Here is a 16769-nt window from a genome sequence, read left to right as displayed (position 1 = left end):
GGCGATCAAAGGCGTATCAGGCCGCAAACAATAAGAACCTGCGGATGACCGGATTGATGGCCTAGAGGTACTTCTTGAAGCTCCCTGCAGTCAGGCTCACGGCCAGCCCCAGCAAGCCGGCGCTGGGCAGCAGGATCAGCAGCGGATGCACCGAGATCGGCAGCGCCAGGTACGTGACCCAGGGCAGCACGGCCAGCGGCATCAGGCTCGCTTTCGCTCGGTGATAGATAAAGCCGGATTCCCGGCCTGCGCCGAACCGGCGCACATCCCGCCGTACCAAACCGTCGATCAGGCCGACGAAAGCGGCCGTGAAGATCAGCGGCAGCGTGAGCGCCAGGACCAGCAGGCGCACGAGGAAAGTAAGCGTCGTGAAGGCTGCGGCGATCAGGTAGCTCTCCGTCCAGACATAGACCTGGCTGATGAAGTAGCGGAAGTTGCGCCCTCCGTCCTGGTTTTTCCCCTGGCTGGGCGCGCGGGCGCGCTCGGCGGTCTGGCTCATGCGCTCCAGGAGCCCTGATCGCACGAACACCCATTCATAACCCGTGTCCACCAGCTCGTGCGCCGTTCGCCCCGGCTCCTGCACGACCACGCTGCGCGTGAAATGCTTGGACAGGTGCCCCAGCTCGTACTGCAACATTTGCTGGGAGTGCTGCCAGCCCTGGTCTTTCCAGAACAGGTGCATGCCGATGCACTCCATCAGGATCGAGAACAGCAGCGAGCCGACCAGCACCCCGAGCAGCCGGAGCGGCAAGGTGATGGTGCCGACGATCAAGCCCTGGCGGCGGTTCTGCTCGCGCTGCGCAGTCGAGGCGGCATCGCTCATGGCGCGGCCTCTTCGCTGGCCGTGTCGCCCGTGCCGGTGATGGGTGTGGCGATGGCCGTCTCATCGAGCAGATCGTCCGGCAAGGCCGCGTCCTGCAAGACCGGGGAGCTGGTGAACTCCCACCACTGCGTGGCCTCGCTGTAGCTCTGGCGCATGTGCCCGGCCAGTTGCTGCAAGTCCGCCGGCATCACTTCATCCGGGTCTGGCGCCGGCAACGGCATACGCACCTTCCAAAGCTGACCGCCCTGCAGCAGCGCGAAGCACTGGCCTTTGGGCAGGCCGACGATGTGCGATGGCTCGATCATCGGCACGCTGGACATGCTGATGCGGTCCTGGGTGTTTGACGTAAAGTCTGTCGCTCCACGAATATCGGAGCTGTCGGTCGCGCCGCTGACGATGGTGGTCGTATAGACCTCGACCTTCGGCAATTGCCGGGTCAGCAATTCAGCGGTAGCCGTCTCGCGCACGCGCAGCATGAACAGGTTGTTGAAGTTGCCGATCACCTGACCGGCCTTCGCGCGGTTGCCAATGCGTGCTTCGATGTCCGAGAGCGTCTGTGTGTACGCGGTGACTTGCAGGCCAGCGCCGCCGCCCTTGTTGATCAGCGGGATGAACTCGTCGCCCATCAACTCGTTGAACTCATCGGCATGGACGTTGATCGGCACGCGCGAGCCAGCCGAGGCGCCCGGCAGGCCGTCGTCGATCCCGTGCTTGTAGATGTGGCCAGCGACCGAAACCAAGTCGGAGAACATGGAATTGCCGACCGCTGCGGCGACCTCGGCATCGGACAGCGCATCCAGGCCGACATAGACCACGGCGCGCTTTCGGATCACCTGCATCCAATCGAAGATCGGACGCGGGTCGGCCAGGTCGGAGTAGTTCGGGGCCAGAAGCTGGGCGATCTTGCCGCTTGTGAGCTTCTCCAGCAGCGGCAGCAGCGATGCAACGATCTTGTCGAAGTAGGTCTTGTCGTAGCGCACCGCCGAGCGCAGGCCGTCGAGCACCGGGTCGTAGTTGCGCGCCTGCGAGAGATACTGCTCCAGCGCCACCACGCGCTTTTCGCGCCCGATCATGTTGCGCGGGATGTTCTTCTCGTTGAGCTTGGCCTCGATCTGGACGATCACCTCCCAGGCCTTGGGCTCGGTCTTGGCGAAGTAATGTTGGGCGTACTCGATGAACAGCGCGTCGATGTTTATGACATGCCGCTGGATCAGCATGTAGTCAGGACGCTGCCCCAGTTCCACCAGGGCACGGGCGATGATGTTCACGAAGCGCCAGGCGAACTCGCGAAATGCCGCGCTGTTGCCTTCCCCGGAGAGCTGTCCTGCAACACGGGTGGCCACCTCGCTGATGCGCCCAAAGCGGCCCACGGCGTTGTAGCGCGCGGAAATGTCCGGCCAGCCCAAATGGAAGACATAGAACTCGCTCTCGCGGCCCGCATGCTTGGCCTCGACGTACACCCGCTTCAAAAGATCGGCGTCGCCCTTGGGGTCGATGACGATGACGACCTCGTGCTCACCGTCGGCGTTCTTGCGCCGAATGTCCTGGGTCACGAACAACTCGGCCAACCGCGTCTTGCCCACGCGCGTGGTGCCCAGCACCAGCGAATGCCCGACGCGCTCACCCAGCGGCAGGCTGACGTCCACCTCATCGGGCTCGATGCCGTGCAGGCGCGGCAGGCCGCCCACAGGCGGCAGCGGGCGCACCGGGTTGAAAGGCACATCCCAGCCCGTGAGCGCAGGCAGCCGGGACAGCGGGAACGGCGCGAACTCCAGTCGTTCCTCCAGCCTGCGTGCCAGCCGGTAGGCCGGCGTTGGCTCGACGTAGCGGCGAAATTCCGGTCGGTACGTCTGCATAAGCCTATGGGTGTGTTTCTGCTCCCACAGAAACCCGCGCCCCACGAACAGACGCTGCTGGCTGACCGGCACGTCCTTGCTGGTCATCACGTAGCGCGGCAAGCGGCGAATGTTGCGCCGGTAGCGCAGGATGACGCGGGCATCGCGGTAGCGGATGGCACCGTAGACGCAGAACGCCAGCGCACTGCCGACGCCCATGGCGGGGCTCAGCGCGAGCGACCACGGGGCCACCAGGGACAGAAACGCGGCGCCTGCACACGCCGCGACGGTATAGAACTCCACCGCTGGGCGCAGCAAAACCTCGACCGGCTGTTTCCCCGACATGGCTTCATTGCTCGATGCCGGTGGCTGTGATCAGCACCGGGTAATGGCGCAGACCCAGGCGCTCGGCCAAGTCGTCACCGGCCACAGGCGCAAGGGCTACGCCCGGCACCAGGGCACGCAGCCGTGCCAGGCCTTGCGCGGTTTCGACGTTGACCACCAGGCCGACCGCGCCGCGTTCGCGCAAAGCCGCGGCGCGCCGCTGCAGCCAGGCCCGGGAAGCCTCGTCGTCGCCGATGACCGCGAACGGCCGCAGGCCGGGCGCTTCGATCACGCGCCGCGCGACGGTGCCAGGCGTGAGTTTGGCACTGCGCACCGGCAACATCGCGGCTTCGTCCATGGGCGTGGCGGGCACCGGGAGCATCGGGATGGGCGGTCGGGCCGGGGCATTGGCGCGCGGCTGGAGGTTCAGAGCCTCGTAGTACGGCAGCGCCGACGTGCCGCCACGGTCCTCGACGACGATCAGGGGCTCTCCGGCGCGCGAGGCCAGTGGCAGAGCCGCCAGCAGCACGAGCAGGCCCTTCAGCGTGAGATTGGTCAGTTGGAACTTCGTCATGGGGATTTCTCCTGGTGCGCGACGAGTGCCGCAGCGGTTGGGCGCGTGCCCTGCACACGGGCAAGGTGGCGCGACACGCTGCGCCGGTAGCGGGCGGCAGGCTCTCCGCCCGCAGGGCGGTGGTAGCGACCGATTGCCAGTAACCAGTCCTCGCCAGTGGTGTGCTGCTCCTTCAGGATTTCCGCGGCGATGGCAAGGTTGCGGTATGGATCGAGCAGGTCGCACGGGCTGGCGTAGCGCTGCTGGTGGTAACCGAGGTTGATCTGCCCGAGGCCCGCGTCGATGCGCGTGTGCTGCGTGGAGCGCATCGCCTGCTGCAGTCCGGCGCAGGCGTCGGCACGGGTAGCGAAGCGGTGCGACTGGCCGGCGACGTTGAGCGACCACGGCCACGGGACGATGCGCCCGTTGCGGCGGATGCCGCTCTCCTGCAAGGCCACGGCGTAGAGCACCGTCGAGGGAACGCCCGCGCGCTGGGCGGCGAGTTGGTAAGCCGGTGGCGGAACTTCCTGGGCATGGGCGGCGCAGGCGCACAGGCCCGCCGCGAGCGCCAGTGTGCGCAAGCACTGCGAAACGGAGGTGGCCACTAAGGCTGGCGCTGCCATTGGCCGTTCACCTCGCGCACGACTGCTGGAAGCTCGCCGGGCAAGCTCAGCGACAGCCACCGCCCGCCATCATGGTTGAGCGTGATGCCACCGCTGCGCACGCGCGCCGGATCGACGTTCGCACGCTTGGCCCAGTCGCGAATACGTGTGTCGTCCTGGCGGCTACCAACCATGTACAGGTCGAACTCGGTGCCAGAGGATTGCAGGCGCTGCACAAGCTGCCCGCAGGCCGCGCAGCCGTCCTTGACGAACACCGCCGTGCGGCCGGAGCCGCGCAAGGGATTGGCGCTTGTGCCGGTGTCGGGCTTGTCGTCAGGCAGGTTCATCCGCTGCATGCCTGGATTCAGGCGCCGCCAGGCCGCGTCGTAGGCACGCTGGTAGGCGAGCAGTCTCTCGACACGGCGCGCTTCGATCTGCACCTGCAGTTCGGCGTAGCGGCGCCGCTCCTCGTCTGTGCGCGCCTCGATGCCCAGGGCGGACAGTGGGTCCAGGTTGGGTGAGTAGATGCCCAACGGCCCGTCCATCAGTTCGCGATAACGCGCCCACTCCTGCGGTTGCAGGCCCCAGTCGCTTGCCACCCGGTCGTCCACGGAGCGGGCGATCAGCGAGCGCTCCTGACTTTGTGTATTGCGGGTGGGAGCCGTGGCCGGCTGCTGCGCCCAGGCGGACAACTGGGCAGACGCCAGCAGGAGCGCGGAAAGGATGATGGACGGCCTCATGTAACGTGCTCCGCTCAGGGAATCGCCATGCGATGGGTCTGGTCGCCGGTCTGGAACACGGCGGAGTTGCCCTCGACCGCCTGCAAGCGCCACGGGCCGACGGCATCGCCGGGAAGCAGCACCTCAAGCTGGTCGGGCGTGAAGTTCCCGTTGTTCGGCGCGACGGACAGGCTGCGCTGGCCGGCGCGAAGTTCGGCGCCGACAATGCGGAACGGCAGTGGCGGCGGTTCCCGCTTGGCGGTGGGCTTGCTCGGTGCGCGCGGCTGAGCGGGTGCTGCGGCACGCAGGGCGCTCTGGCGTGCCTTGATCTGCTCGACTTCCGCACGAAGAGCCTGAAGGTCGTCAGCAGCGGCATAGCCGCTCAGCGTTGTCTCGACCAGGGCAGCGCGTGCTTCCAGGAGTTCGCGAGTTTCTTTGAAGTCTGCCGCTGTTGCGACGGCTGGACGCTGCTGGATGGCTTCGATCGTCTCGGCCAGACCCGTCGCCTGCGCTTCGAGACTTTGCAGGCGGGAATCAAGCCGCTTCTGGTCGGCCTGGTCGTTCATGGTCTGGTAGCTCAGGGCAGCGAAAACGCTGAGGCCGATCAGCCAGAGCCACATCAGGCTCTGCAACACCACGGCGGTGATTGGGCGGCGGGGAAACTGCGCGGCATTCATGGCTGGCCTCCCAAAACCGAAGGCACTAGCGGAAACGCCTGTACCCCCTCGGCAGCAGGCGGCTCGTGTGCGTGCTCGGCGGTCGCACTGCCTCCAGGCTGCTCAAAGCAAATCTGCCGTGCCCGATCATTCGCGTGCAGTTCCCAGGCCGGGCCAGCCAGGGTGAGCAGCGCATCGCGCAAGGTCATGTGGCCAAGATGTAGGTGCGCTGCCGGCAGCGGGAGCGCATACAACTCGGTCACGGCGCGAGGCGCCTCGCAAAGTTGGTAGCCGCTGCGTTTGAGCACATGCCGCAGGCCATCGCCGACCGTGGCACGGGCATCCTCGGGCATGGACACGTCGATGGTCTGCAACAGCAAGTCACGCTGCGCCGCCGTGGGTGCCAGCTCGACCAGCGTGTAGCGACCATAGCGCACGACGGGAATGAACTCGGGGGCCTCGGGTTGGGGAATGGAGGCGACTTCTTCTATGGCGTCTGGCACCAGCGGCGCGGTCGTGGTGGCGCAGCCGCTGGCCAGCGCTGCGGCCAGGAGACCAGCGCCGACCAGACGCCGGGATACATGGATTGCGGGCATGGCATCGGCTCTTCTGTTGCGATGCCGATACCTTGGCGGCGCGCCGCAGCGCGGTCAGCCAGAAATGCGAACTGGGTGGTGCCCGGTTTCAGGGGCAACCCGGATGCCTACTGCGTATCGTCCAGGCGGTACAGACGCACCCGCTGTTGCGCACAACCAGTAGCTCATGGATCAAGGGATGGATCTGCAGTTAAGTCGCAATACGGGACGGAAAACGGTGTATTTCGCAAATCAATTGCAGATTCGTGGCGAAACCATGGGTTCCGCCTCAGCAAGGCGCCACTACATAATGCAGCAAGCCCACCTGACGAAAGGCACGCTCAGTGCGCAAGAAGCCAATGCGCATCTCGCGCGCCTTGGCAAGGCAGGCTTTCGCCGCGATATGGACACGCTGCTGCGGCCTGACCTGCCGTTCTTTATGCATCCAGTTACACACATCTCAAAGCGCCATCCGAGCAAATCGCAGCCCCTGCACGAACACGGCCACATCGCGCATGCTCAGCCACAGCGTCTTGGCTCCGGGCTCGTCATCGCCCTTGCGGCCTAGGAAACCTCCAGGCTTAGCAATCCGGCGCACCACCGTGTTCAGCGCCGGAGCCTCCTTGGGCGGCTTTTTCTTGTTGAGCACGTACGTCACCTGCCACTCGTCTTGGTCGAACAGCAAGTGCGCAGAACGGTGCTGACCTTCGTCCTTCTGCCGGAGTCAATTTTCTTGATCTTCGGGGTATGGCACTTGAGGAATCGGCACCCAGCCATCACGGGTGATGCCCGCACCGATGCGTATGTTCTGGCTTTCAGTTGCCGCCCAGTGCCCACCCCGGTGCAATACAGCGCGAATCACCGACTTCCGCGGATGATCCTCATCCGCCTTGGCAGAACTGCATATGGCATTCCAATGGTGCTTGTCCGGCATACTGTTCAACCGTGGGCCAAGCAATTGATCCAAGACTTCGGTCGAAACGTTGTGTCGCCCGCCGTGATGGGGCACTTGGAAATACCGAATACCTGGCAGCGCGAGTCCCACGAAAGGCGCGTAGTCGATCACCTCCTGCAGTGCTTCACGCCCGGCATCGCCAGTAAGCATGACGCGATGACCGTTCAAGACAGCCGACTGCACCACACTCATTTCATTCTCACGACTGGTCGGCTCAGGCGGGAAATATTCCTCGCCCCACAGGGACTTGATGTAGGCGGTCGCAGCCTTCACTGCCCGGAATATGCTGCTCAGCGCGCTATCAAAAGCACTTTCTTCGACAGCTTCCGGTGTCTTCGCGGAGTCCACGATCAGGTCCAAGTAGCGCCCCAGGGTAGGTGCCATGACCGCGAACGGACCGATGCTCTGCCCCTGAAGGGGGGCATGGATTGGAATTCCCTTCTCCACCGCAATATCCTCAAGAATTGCCGTGGCATCGTAGATTGAGCGCAACTTCCGTCGCAGGGCTTCAATCGATTCATAGGTCTCAAAGCGATCGATCAACTGGTCCGCGTATATCCACGGCCGGTTGATCCAAAGATTCCTGACTGTGCATTGCTCCAGGACTTTTCGTAGCCCATTGGCGTGATCGCGATCTGGGTGCGTGAGGATCACATGGTCGATGACTGTTGTTCCATAGTACGTCTTCAGATGCTCGACTATCTCATCACCCGTATCCAGATACCCTCCGTCAACAACGTGCACGCCCTCGGTGCCATTCACCGAGTAGCGCAGCGTGATCGCGTCCCCGCTTTTCGCTGTTTCGACGCCAAGAAAGTCGATCTCGAAGTAGTCAGCCATACATCCCTCTTGTTTTATGCCAACAAAGTGCCGGTGGCTTTGCACCTACCAGCGATCCACCGCACACGTGAGTCCTGTCGGAGTCCATACCAACGACACGGCCGGAAGGCCGCCAGCATCCTCGGCGATGCCGCGCAATGTATTTCGGTCGATACCCGAATGTGCGCCGCCTTTCGGGTGGCTGTGCCACGTTCCTATAAAGGCGAGATACCCCAAAGAGGCCGCATTTGCGGCGCGCAAATTTTGAACAAGCCCGTTGGTTCCGAGGACGAAGCGGGCGGTCTCTCGAACACTGTCAGGTGGTGCCTCAACAAGGCCTGCAATGGTGATGGTTCGATTTTCAAACGAGATGCGGCCGATCAAGGCGCCGCCTGTTTCCAGAGCACCCCAGCGCAGCGCATCAGCATGGATTGCTTGCGCAACTGGGGACAGGACCCGAATGTTCCAGCCACCATCGTCTGCGACTTCAAGCGCAGTGGTCGGGCCAAGGCTGGCGCGGGTCCATGCCATTCCAAGGCCTTCGGCATCTGAGATTCCGGCGCAAAGCGTCGCTTCCTTCGGAAGCCCATCAACGAGCCATCGTTCCAGTTGCAGGCCGACCAGTGACGCCGACCGCGAAACAACGGCGTCAGACATAGGCATCGTCAGCGAACGACAGTTGTCACCCACGAAAATCCGAGTCGGCTCAGACGTATCGCCTGCAATCGACGCACGCAGTTCCGGTGCAAACCGGCAGCACTCGAACAAGAACGCCGTGAGGTCGTCAACTCGGCCGGCGCGGCCAGCTCCTTCGAGCAATACCGCCACACAGCGCCCCTGACCATACATCGCGATCCGTGCCAATCGGGCAGGGGATTGATCCAACGCTGCCGATTGTGTTTCTGCAGCCAGCACCTGAAGTGACGCCGTCGCATCCACGATGAGGGCCGCATCCTGCGGAACGGTTGCCGCAAACTGTTCCGGATCGACCAAAAGAGTCACTGCGTCGGTGTCGAACGCTCGCGATTGAAGATGCGACAGCGATTCAAAGGCTGTCTTCATCAGCGCCGACTTCCGAGGCGGAACCAGAACTGATGCCCGCTCAATGAGTGCATGCCGCGCGGCGTTGTGAGGCGACATGGGTTCGTTGTCGACGAAAGTCATCGAACCAAAGCCCGCTCGCCCAAGTTGCATCGCGACTTTCGATCCCACGCTTCCGCAGCCGAGCACGACCAGCGGCTGTGATGTGGCTGCGTATGGAATGCCAGACGTCCTTGCCAGCAGTTCAGGAGACAACGCATGCGCGTGAAAGGCCGGGTGAACCGTGGCGTTTCGCTCCAGGAGCGATTGAGCGTTGAGTTCATAGCGCACCACATAGGGCAATACCTCGACACTCCTCCCTGGCGAGCCCACAAGCGACGCGGGCCTTTGCACAGCCAGAATCACAATCGCGTACAAACCATGCACCCAGCCATGCGAGTCCTGTCGCATATCCAAGATTGAGCGTCCGAAATAACCGTCCACTTCCTGGGCCAAAGCGTCGCGATCAATACCAAGCTGCGCTGCTCGATCGAGCAGCGTCGCGAGATCGACAACTGTCTCTGGTTGATAGCGTCCGATCACATGCGGGAGGCCGTCGGTCATCGGAGCGCGCGCGATGAAGGCCGCGGTATGGCCGTTCCCCCATTTGCCCAGCTTGTCGTTGTGAACATCCTGATAAAACACAGGATCGACTTGTGCGGTCAGTTCGGCGTTGATGATGGCGTACAGACCGCCATCGATCGTCACGTAACCTGCGGGAACCACCAGAATCGTGCCGTCAGTGGGAGCGGCGGCCGCGACCTTCTCGGCACTGAATACAACGGTCGAAGGACAGCTGTCTCGGCGCGTTGGTTCCCACCCCTGCTCCAGGTCCAGGAGTGTTCCGGCCGCGGCCTTGTGCAGCCAGTCGATCAACTGATCGACAACGGCGTCCAGGCCAAACCGATGCAGCAGCTCGTTCAACGACCCTTCGAATAGGCACGGCGAGACTAACTCGCCTTGGCGATGGGGGTTGATGTGCGGCAAGTTGAGCGGGAAGTCCGCACGTAAGAAGGGCTCGGGTGCGGACAGGGGCCAGTCACTACCGAATACCAGCACGCACGTCTCGACGGTGCGCACTCCGGTCTCAGAGATACCATTGCGCCGAGACCTGTTCGGCAGTTGGACCGCAACATCGACTTCAATCTCCGTCGATGCACCAGTTGTCCTTGGCTCGCCAACGCGGATAAGGCCTCGATGCCGCTGAAGTTGATGCAGTGCGTCTGCGATGGTGCCCGTCATGATGCTCCGTGCGGCATGGGGGTGCGCGCAGAGGTCACCACGGCAGCGGCCTTCGATCCGGACTCCTTCTTCGAGGGAGGCTGCACACCCTGAGCGGTTACGGTGAAAACGAGCGGTTCCACGGACTTTTCGCTGGGGTACTCGCCTGTGCAGTAGAACTCGCCTTTTGCTTCGTCCACGATCGTCACGTACTCACGCTTCGCACGGATGCAGGGCGGATCGCTGTCATCGTCTGCAATCGGCTTGCAGCTGGCGACGATGACGGCGCCGTCACGGGTCTGCGAAAGCGCCTTGCGGGCATCAGCATCGAGCTTGGCTTTTTCACGGTAGTCGGACCAGCTGTCATAGGACAGCGAATGCCAGGAACAATGATGAGGCGCCTGCATGATGTCGTACTCAAGCACATCTGCTTCAGCCTTGTGGCGTTGCCACTGGCGGTTCCAGATGAACACCTCAGCATCGCCACCAGTAAGGAATTTCGCACCATCCGGCGTCTGCGCGTCAGCCGCCAACGTGATGTTCAGAATAACGCTGGACTGGTTCTTGACCAGGCACTCTTCCTCTTCCTCGTCATCCTGGGCGTCCAGTGGGGCCAAAAGAAACGCAGAAAAGAATGCGGAACTCTTGCCATTGATCGTTGAAAAGCGCGTGTCCACCTTCCGCACAATCGAGGTGAGATCATCGGTTTTTCCGTCGATGTCCTCGCCCATGATCTGAATGCGGTCACCGTTCCCGACGGCGAAATTCTTGTCACGGTTCAGTTGCACGCGCCGACGCGCCTCCGTGTTGAATGCCTTGGCGTCGTCGCTCAAGGTGTGCGTCTTGCTGGTGCGTCGAAACACGATCGGGGACGACCACATCTCGCGGATCACGATTTTCTTGTCCTTGTCGTCCTTCTTGTCGTCCGGGTACTTGTCGAGTGGCCCTAGGTGGAAGTGTCGCTTCAGCCCTCGGCAATGGTCTTGGTCCGGGTGGCTCAGCAGGAACGCATCGACATACGGCCTGCCGTTCTCATCCTTCTTCAGTCGTTCGCGCAAATCCTTGGCGACATCGCGCGCCTCCCCGTTAGGGTCATCGGCGTCTTGCCTGATGTTTACGTCGATCAGCAGGGTTGTTGCATCGAGATCGCCGAACTTGATGAGGGTCATGTCCCCGTTGTCGACGGGAAAAAACGTGATGGTTGTGGGCACTGGAGTCTCCGGGTAGACGACCGAAGGGTGATCGCGTATAGTTAATGTACGACTATTTTTTATACCCGTCTACTTTTTAGGCGCTACTGATGCAAGAGCCTTCCGTTCCTGCCGCCGAACCTGCTGAGCCCAAGGGGCTAAGTTGGGGGTTGGAGAGCAGACTTCAATTCATCGATTTCCGTCTGCGCTGGGAGCGGCGCATCAACCGGATGGATCTCACCGAGCACTTTGGCATTTCGGTCCCGCAGGCATCACTGGACATTGCCAAGTACACGGAACTGGCGCCGAGCAACCTGACTTACGACCGCAGTTCCAAGACCTACACGGCAGCGCCGAGTTTTCACCCGCTTTATCAACGAAGCTCGGCGCAACGCTATCTAGCAGAGCTGCTAGCGACCAAGATGGGAGTTGTCGAGCCGACGGCCAGCTTCATCGGTTCTGCACCGGAGACAGATTGGGCACCTTCCCCCTGGCGCACGATCAATGAACAGACCGTCGAAGCAGTGGTCCGAGCGATTCGGCAACAGGAAGCCATTCGGGTGAGCTACCAGTCCATGACGTCCTTGGACGAGTCGATACGCCTGCTATCCCCGCACGCCCTTGGCAACGATGGTTTTCGCTGGCACATGCGCGCGTTTTGCCACAAGCGTCGACGCTTCAGCGATTTCGTCCTGGCCCGAATCCTGCGCATTGAAGGCTTCGAATCGAGCCAAGTGGACGCCAGCCAGGATGCACATTGGCATACGGTGCTGATGCTGGTGCTTGCACCTCATCCCGATTTACCTGCGGCCAAGAAACGGGTCTTGGAACTGGACTACGGCATGGAAGACGGACAGGCCAAACTTCCATGCCGCCAAGCGTTTCTGTACTACACGCTGAGGCGTTTAGGCTTGCATACCAAGGAAGCCCCCGACCCGCTCGCGCAACAGATTACGCTGAAAAATCGCGATGAAATCCAACCATACATTGATGCCTTGACGGCACAGGCTTGACTTCACATGACAACAATTTTTGAACTGGTCAAGGACCCCTACGAGCGTAAGGCACGCGTTGTTCCTGGACTTCTTGTGGCCTTGCCGGTACTAGTGCCGTTGTTGTGCGTCTACGGAGCCAAGCACCCTATTCTTACGGGCGTGATCGGCTTGCTTGGTGGTTGCGGGGCTATTTATGCGCTTGCGAGTGTGGCCCGTGGGCGCGGTAAAAAACTCGAAGAAATCTTAGTTGCCAAGTGGGGCGGCATGCCCACCACCATTGCGCTGCGCCATCGCGACAGGTTTCTCGATGGTGTCAGCAAGCAGCGCTACCACACGGCAATCACAGGCAAGCTCGGCATCGCGATGCCAACAGCGGAAGAAGAGTCGGCCAATCCCGAGCAGGCAGACGACACGTACATAGGAGCAACCAAACGACTTCGCGAACTCACGCGCTCAAACAAGCAGCTCTTGCTGAAAGAGAACATCGCTTATGGATTTCATCGCAACATGCTGGCGATGAAGCCCGTCGGTATCGTGTCGTGTCTCCTGGGCATCCTCTACGGATTGTTGATTGCAAAGGTTCTACAGGTCGCACCTCCCCACTTCAACCCTATGCATTTTGCTGATCCAGGACTCGCCGCAGGCTTGACGCTGCTCGTTTCGCTGGCGTTACTTGCGGCTTGGCTGCTGTATTTCGATCAGGATTCGGTCAGACGGATGGGCTTCGTCTACGCAGAACGCCTATTCGAGTGCTTGCCGTCTTTGTCTTCTTCGGTCCCGCGGAAAAGAGCACTAAAAACGGCTATGGACTGAGACTCATTCCATCTTCAAGCTGGCTCTTAGCGCCGCTGAGTAATTGCCCGCAAGATGAGTTCAGGCATGGAGATGTTCATGCCTCTTGGCTGGCAGTCGTGTGATTGCGATGCAGGTCCGAAACTACCGCGATCAACCTGTTGATCGGTTCGGCCAGCCGTTTCGGCTTGATCTTCGCCATGATGACTCCTCAGAAAGCCCGGTTTCCAAGAGCCGCATGGGAGCCACGCGAGGGGAAGCCGGGTCAAGCTTCGGAAAGCACCGGCATATGTTGAGCTAGCCTATGTTATTGATACACCTGCTGTATCGAGCCTCGGCGCAGTCCAGTAAATTGCGGTACTGGAGTGATCGTGAATAATAAAAAACGCAGCCCCGCCCACGAAGAACGCGGTTGGGGCTGCAAGATGGGAACAACGGAAAGCCGGCGGCGCGAGGCCGGCGGGCGTGGGAATCAGGCAGCGACCAGTTGCCGGGCCAGTGCGACCTCGACGGAATCGCCGTCCTGGTTGAGCACATCCAGCCCCGATTCGGGCACATCGCCCGAGGTGGACTGCGAGACCATGATCTTCTTGGCCATCAGTTCCAGGCAGGTCATCTGCGAGGAACCGGCGTAGCCGAGGTAGATCACGCGCACGTGCTGTTTTTGCCCGATGCGCCAGGAGCGGCGTGCTGCCTGTTGGAGCGAGTACACGTTGTAGCCACTTTGCATGAACACAATCGTCGGGAACTCCAGCAGATCCAGTCCCGTCTTGACCAGCTCGGGATTGGTGACAAGCACGTCGATGCCCCGATCCAGTTGCTCGGCGATCCAGTCCTCGCGGCGGCTGGCATCCACGCTTGCGCGCAGCACCGCCACCTTGAAGCCTTCCTGCTCCAGCAGCCCCTTCAGGCGCGACGTGGTGTCGCGCGTGCCGGTATAGACCGTGTATGCCAGAACCTTGCGGCCCTGTTCCTTCTCCGCTTTGCAGATATCGATCAGCTCACGCTCCTTGGGACTGATCTCGAACTCATTGAACTGAGCCGGGACAAACGCCAAGGTGTTGCGCGTGCGTGGATGCACCACGGTCTCCGACCGGAAGCAGCAATCCGGCCAGGCCAGCAGCACGTTGAGGACCACGCCCAGCAAGGTCGTGTCGCGTCGCGCCAGAGCCTGTTTCAGCTCTGCGGTCAGCCGACCCGCCAAATCGCGGTAGGCCGCAGCTTGCGCCACGTCCATCTGGACTTCACGAAACTCCTCGTCATACGGCGGCAGGACGTTGCCACCGATGTCCTTGAGCTTGAGAAAGATCGTGAACGGCAGGATGCAGCGCAAGACGCCTTTCGGGCCGAAGCCGGGAGCCTTGACCGTGCGCACCGATACCTTGGTGCCCTTGGCCGTCTTGTGCGCCGTGCCGGCGCTCTCGGAGTAGATGTCCTTGAGGACGCCGTGATCGCGCATGAACGCCATCGCAGCCGAGGTCATGCTGCCGCTCGTGGTCGGGCGGTAGCCGTCTTCGATCATCCGTCCAGGCAATGCCCGGAACAGCAGATAGAACAGATCATCGCCGTAGCCGCCCATCAGCGTGCCGGTCAGCAGCAAGGTCTTGCGAGCCTTCGCCGCCAGCACGCCCATGGCTTGGCCCTGGGCACTGCCACCGTTCTTGTACTCGTGTGCCTCGTCGGCGATGAGCAGGTCGAACGTGCCTTGCGGCAGGTAGCGTTTGATGAACTCGGACGGTTGGTAGCCGCCCTCGCCAAAGCCAAACTCCATGTTGGCCATCGCACGTTCCATGCGCGTGGCCTGACGGTCAGAAAACACCAGCTCGCCGTTGCCATCCATGAGGTTGATGAACTCGTGGATGTTGTCGCCGAGCATCGACGCCAGGAAACCGTCACCGAACTTCTGCATCAGCTTCTGCGCGGTAACCTCCCCGATAGTCGGGATGCGCTTCAAGGCTTTGAGGACGACCGAGGACTGGTCGCTGCCGGACAGACTACGCGGGCGGATCAGCGTCCACAGGGGCGCGGCGCAGTGGCTGCACTTCCTGCGGGACTCCTCGGCTTCGAGCGCGACCGGGTTGACCGGCTCGCCGTCGAGGTCGGTGATGACCGTGCCGCAGTCCGGGCACGCTGCCACGTCGCCGTGGCGGGTGCGTCGCTGGGTGAAGACCGGCTTCCAGTGGAACCCCATCCGCATCCTGACGCGCCCCAGGATGAAAAACTCCTGGCCCGTGGGCGGCACACCCAACTGCTCGCGCAGCTTGATGAGCTTGACCAGCGTGTCCGGGCCATTGAGCACCCAGACCTTGGCACCGGCCACCGTCTCCTGGATCTCGCGCCGCCACTTGTAGACCAGGTGGGGAGGCGAAAGCACCAGGGTGCGGCGGTAGCCTTCGGCGTTGAGCACCGCGGCCGTGGCGATGCCGACGGTCGTCTTGCCGCAGCCCATTTCGCCATTGACGATCGCAGCGCGTTCGCCTTGATCGACCAGCAGCTCGGCTGCGGCATGGACAACGTCGGCCTGGGCCTGGAACAGCTTGCGCTTGAGGCTGGCAACGACGAGCTGTCGCAGCGCCTGTGCTTGACCAACATAGACCGGCGGGTTGGCGCGGTTGAGAGAATCGAGCAGTTCGTCGCCGAACTCGCCGACAAAATCCTGAAGGCTCAGGGTGAGATGGTTGGATTCCGCTTCAAGCAGATCGCCTTGTGCGGGTGCAGTCTCGATGGCAGTGGTTTCAAGATCGGTAGACATGGTGGTGCTCCAAAAAAAGAATGAGGCATGCACCACCCCAGCGGGGCGATGACATGCCCCGTGGTGGGAAGAGAGACGGCGAACCGTCGGTGCTTGGACAGTGCAGGCGCTCGTGGCCTGCGGTGACAACTCGCGGTCAGTACTCGGACGGCAGCACGATGCGGGTCGCTCTGCGATCTGCTTCGGTGAAGATATGGATGCTCAGGTCACGGGTGACGACGTACAACGAGTCGAGGCGTTCGCCAGACTCCAACGCAGCGTTGTTCTGCTGCCATTGGTAGTCCGCGACGTCGCCCCAGTCGCCACGCATGTGGCGTTCGAAAAGCGGCATGGGATCGAGCCGGCCTTCGTTCATCAGGCGTTCGACGCCTTCGCTGAACTCCAGTGCACCGATCTCGAACAGCCGTTTGCGGCGATGCCTGTCATGTTGGTTGGAGGTCATGTGGCTTCCTTCAGAGTGAAGGGGCTACAGCACCCTTGCGGGGTGTCGGTGGCCCCGCGTTGGAGAAGATCAGTACCCGCTGGGCAGCAGCAGCGTGGTGACGCTGCGATCCCATTCGGTGATGATCCAGAGCTTCAGACCGGGTGCGACCTGGTAGGAAGAGAACAGGCGATCCTCACCGGACTTCAGCGCGGCATCGTTCTGCTGCCTGTCGCCGTCGTCGAGATCGCCCCAATCGCCGCCGAGGTGGCGACGCAGATAGGGCGTCGGGTTGAGCCGGCCCTGTTGGACCAGGTCATCGACGCCGATGGTCATAACCACCTGGCCTGGCGAGAAGCGCAGGCTCGGTGTCTGGCTGATGGAAAGTGCTTGGGCTGCCATGGAAGGCTCCTGGAGATGGAGGGGCCACGGCACCCCATCGGGGCGACTGGACCCC

General features: G+C 62.1%; 16 protein-coding genes. 2 read left to right on the top strand and 14 right to left on the bottom strand.

What is annotated here, in order from left to right; genetic code table 11:
* Window positions 1–61: 61 nt before the first annotated feature.
* The 11 genes from ACM0M4_RS23545 to ACM0M4_RS23495 form a co-directional block, all read right to left on the bottom strand.
* Window positions 62–823: a TIGR03747 family integrating conjugative element membrane protein gene (locus ACM0M4_RS23545; protein WP_012205979.1), complete on the bottom strand. Its 762-nt coding sequence runs from the start codon at window positions 821–823 to the stop codon at window positions 62–64.
* Window positions 820–3003 (bottom strand): type IV conjugative transfer system coupling protein TraD, encoded by a 2184-nt coding sequence (gene traD, locus ACM0M4_RS23540; protein ID WP_026383918.1) that lies wholly within the window; start codon window positions 3001–3003, stop codon window positions 820–822. The genes ACM0M4_RS23545 and traD overlap by 4 nt, the downstream gene beginning before the upstream one ends.
* Before the next feature lie 4 nt (window positions 3004–3007).
* Complete coding sequence (locus ACM0M4_RS23535) at window positions 3008–3556, bottom strand: integrating conjugative element protein (protein ID WP_026383917.1); 549 nt, start codon at window positions 3554–3556, stop codon at window positions 3008–3010.
* Entirely contained in the window at window positions 3553–4158 is a 606-nt protein-coding gene (locus ACM0M4_RS23530; RefSeq protein ID WP_026383916.1) for a transglycosylase SLT domain-containing protein, read from the bottom strand. The genes ACM0M4_RS23535 and ACM0M4_RS23530 overlap by 4 nt, the downstream gene beginning before the upstream one ends.
* Window positions 4140–4877: a TIGR03759 family integrating conjugative element protein gene (locus tag ACM0M4_RS23525; RefSeq protein ID WP_026383915.1), complete on the bottom strand. Its 738-nt coding sequence runs from the start codon at window positions 4875–4877 to the stop codon at window positions 4140–4142. The genes ACM0M4_RS23530 and ACM0M4_RS23525 overlap by 19 nt, the downstream gene beginning before the upstream one ends.
* Before the next feature lie 14 nt (window positions 4878–4891).
* Window positions 4892–5533 (bottom strand): hypothetical protein, encoded by a 642-nt coding sequence (locus ACM0M4_RS23520; protein WP_026383914.1) that lies wholly within the window; start codon window positions 5531–5533, stop codon window positions 4892–4894.
* Complete coding sequence (locus ACM0M4_RS23515; RefSeq protein WP_026383913.1) at window positions 5530–6108, bottom strand: PilL N-terminal domain-containing protein; 579 nt, start codon at window positions 6106–6108, stop codon at window positions 5530–5532. Before ACM0M4_RS23515 ends, ACM0M4_RS23520 begins: the two co-directional genes overlap by 4 nt.
* Before the next feature lie 439 nt (window positions 6109–6547).
* A complete protein-coding gene (locus ACM0M4_RS23510) occupies window positions 6548–6736 on the bottom strand; it encodes an IS4 family transposase (protein WP_371320082.1) in 189 nt (62 codons plus the stop codon).
* Between the two features lie 75 nt (window positions 6737–6811).
* Window positions 6812–7882 carry a hypothetical protein gene (locus ACM0M4_RS23505; RefSeq protein WP_026383911.1) on the bottom strand — a complete coding sequence of 357 codons (1071 nt, stop codon included), beginning with the start codon at window positions 7880–7882 and terminating at the stop codon, window positions 6812–6814.
* 45 nt (window positions 7883–7927) lie between these two features.
* The gene (locus tag ACM0M4_RS23500) at window positions 7928–10183 is read right to left on the bottom strand and encodes a Mov34/MPN/PAD-1 family protein (protein ID WP_026383910.1); all 2256 of its coding nucleotides are present in this window, start codon (window positions 10181–10183) and stop codon (window positions 7928–7930) included.
* On the bottom strand, window positions 10180–11373 hold the full coding sequence (locus ACM0M4_RS23495) for a hypothetical protein (RefSeq protein WP_026383909.1): 1194 nt from the start codon (window positions 11371–11373) through the stop codon (window positions 10180–10182). Before ACM0M4_RS23495 ends, ACM0M4_RS23500 begins: the two co-directional genes overlap by 4 nt.
* 89 nt (window positions 11374–11462) lie before the next feature.
* On the opposite strand from ACM0M4_RS23495, the gene ACM0M4_RS23490 reads away from it, so the two are divergent.
* Both ACM0M4_RS23490 and ACM0M4_RS23485 read left to right on the top strand, forming a co-directional pair.
* Window positions 11463–12365, top strand: coding sequence for a WYL domain-containing protein (locus ACM0M4_RS23490; RefSeq protein ID WP_026383908.1), 903 nt, complete (start codon window positions 11463–11465; stop codon window positions 12363–12365).
* Between the two features lie 6 nt (window positions 12366–12371).
* Window positions 12372–13160: a hypothetical protein gene (locus ACM0M4_RS23485; RefSeq protein WP_026383907.1), complete on the top strand. Its 789-nt coding sequence runs from the start codon at window positions 12372–12374 to the stop codon at window positions 13158–13160.
* A gap of 451 nt (window positions 13161–13611) precedes the next feature.
* Here the strand turns inward: ACM0M4_RS23485 and ACM0M4_RS23480 are convergent, their stop codons facing one another.
* The 3 genes from ACM0M4_RS23480 to ACM0M4_RS23470 form a co-directional block, all read right to left on the bottom strand.
* Window positions 13612–15891: a helicase-related protein gene (locus ACM0M4_RS23480; protein ID WP_033936264.1), complete on the bottom strand. Its 2280-nt coding sequence runs from the start codon at window positions 15889–15891 to the stop codon at window positions 13612–13614.
* Between the two features lie 136 nt (window positions 15892–16027).
* On the bottom strand, window positions 16028–16333 hold the full coding sequence (locus ACM0M4_RS23475) for a hypothetical protein (RefSeq protein ID WP_026383904.1): 306 nt from the start codon (window positions 16331–16333) through the stop codon (window positions 16028–16030).
* A gap of 69 nt (window positions 16334–16402) precedes the next feature.
* Window positions 16403–16648, bottom strand: a complete 246-nt coding sequence (locus tag ACM0M4_RS23470) for a plasmid related protein (RefSeq protein WP_425313817.1) — start codon at window positions 16646–16648, stop codon at window positions 16403–16405.
* Window positions 16649–16769 lie beyond the last annotated feature (121 nt).

Source organism: Pseudomonas sp. 18-147 (assembly GCF_051048045.1).
Lineage (GTDB): Bacteria > Pseudomonadota > Gammaproteobacteria > Pseudomonadales > Pseudomonadaceae > Pseudomonas > Pseudomonas aeruginosa.
Note: the sequence above shows the minus strand (reverse complement) of the source record. Positions and strands in the feature narration are given on the sequence as shown.

Excerpts from the sequence above, each read along its gene's own strand:
- ACM0M4_RS23490 (WP_026383908.1), top strand. The coding sequence starts at position 11,463 with ATGCAAGAGCCTTCCGTTCCTGCCGCCGAACCTGCTGAGCCCAAGGGG.
- ACM0M4_RS23530 (WP_026383916.1), bottom strand. The coding sequence starts at position 4,158 with ATGGCAGCGCCAGCCTTAGTGGCCACCTCCGTTTCGCAGTGCTTGCGC.
- ACM0M4_RS23520 (WP_026383914.1), bottom strand. The coding sequence starts at position 5,533 with ATGAATGCCGCGCAGTTTCCCCGCCGCCCAATCACCGCCGTGGTGTTG.
- traD (WP_026383918.1), bottom strand. The coding sequence starts at position 3,003 with ATGTCGGGGAAACAGCCGGTCGAGGTTTTGCTGCGCCCAGCGGTGGAG.
- ACM0M4_RS23485 (WP_026383907.1), top strand. The coding sequence starts at position 12,372 with ATGACAACAATTTTTGAACTGGTCAAGGACCCCTACGAGCGTAAGGCA.
- ACM0M4_RS23470 (WP_425313817.1), bottom strand. The coding sequence starts at position 16,648 with ATGACCATCGGCGTCGATGACCTGGTCCAACAGGGCCGGCTCAACCCG.
- ACM0M4_RS23515 (WP_026383913.1), bottom strand. The coding sequence starts at position 6,108 with ATGCCCGCAATCCATGTATCCCGGCGTCTGGTCGGCGCTGGTCTCCTG.
- ACM0M4_RS23475 (WP_026383904.1), bottom strand. The coding sequence starts at position 16,333 with ATGACCTCCAACCAACATGACAGGCATCGCCGCAAACGGCTGTTCGAG.
- ACM0M4_RS23505 (WP_026383911.1), bottom strand. The coding sequence starts at position 7,882 with ATGGCTGACTACTTCGAGATCGACTTTCTTGGCGTCGAAACAGCGAAA.
- ACM0M4_RS23525 (WP_026383915.1), bottom strand. The coding sequence starts at position 4,877 with ATGAGGCCGTCCATCATCCTTTCCGCGCTCCTGCTGGCGTCTGCCCAG.
- ACM0M4_RS23545 (WP_012205979.1), bottom strand. The coding sequence starts at position 823 with ATGAGCGATGCCGCCTCGACTGCGCAGCGCGAGCAGAACCGCCGCCAG.
- ACM0M4_RS23500 (WP_026383910.1), bottom strand. The coding sequence starts at position 10,183 with ATGACGGGCACCATCGCAGACGCACTGCATCAACTTCAGCGGCATCGA.
- ACM0M4_RS23480 (WP_033936264.1), bottom strand. The coding sequence starts at position 15,891 with ATGTCTACCGATCTTGAAACCACTGCCATCGAGACTGCACCCGCACAA.
- ACM0M4_RS23535 (WP_026383917.1), bottom strand. The coding sequence starts at position 3,556 with ATGACGAAGTTCCAACTGACCAATCTCACGCTGAAGGGCCTGCTCGTG.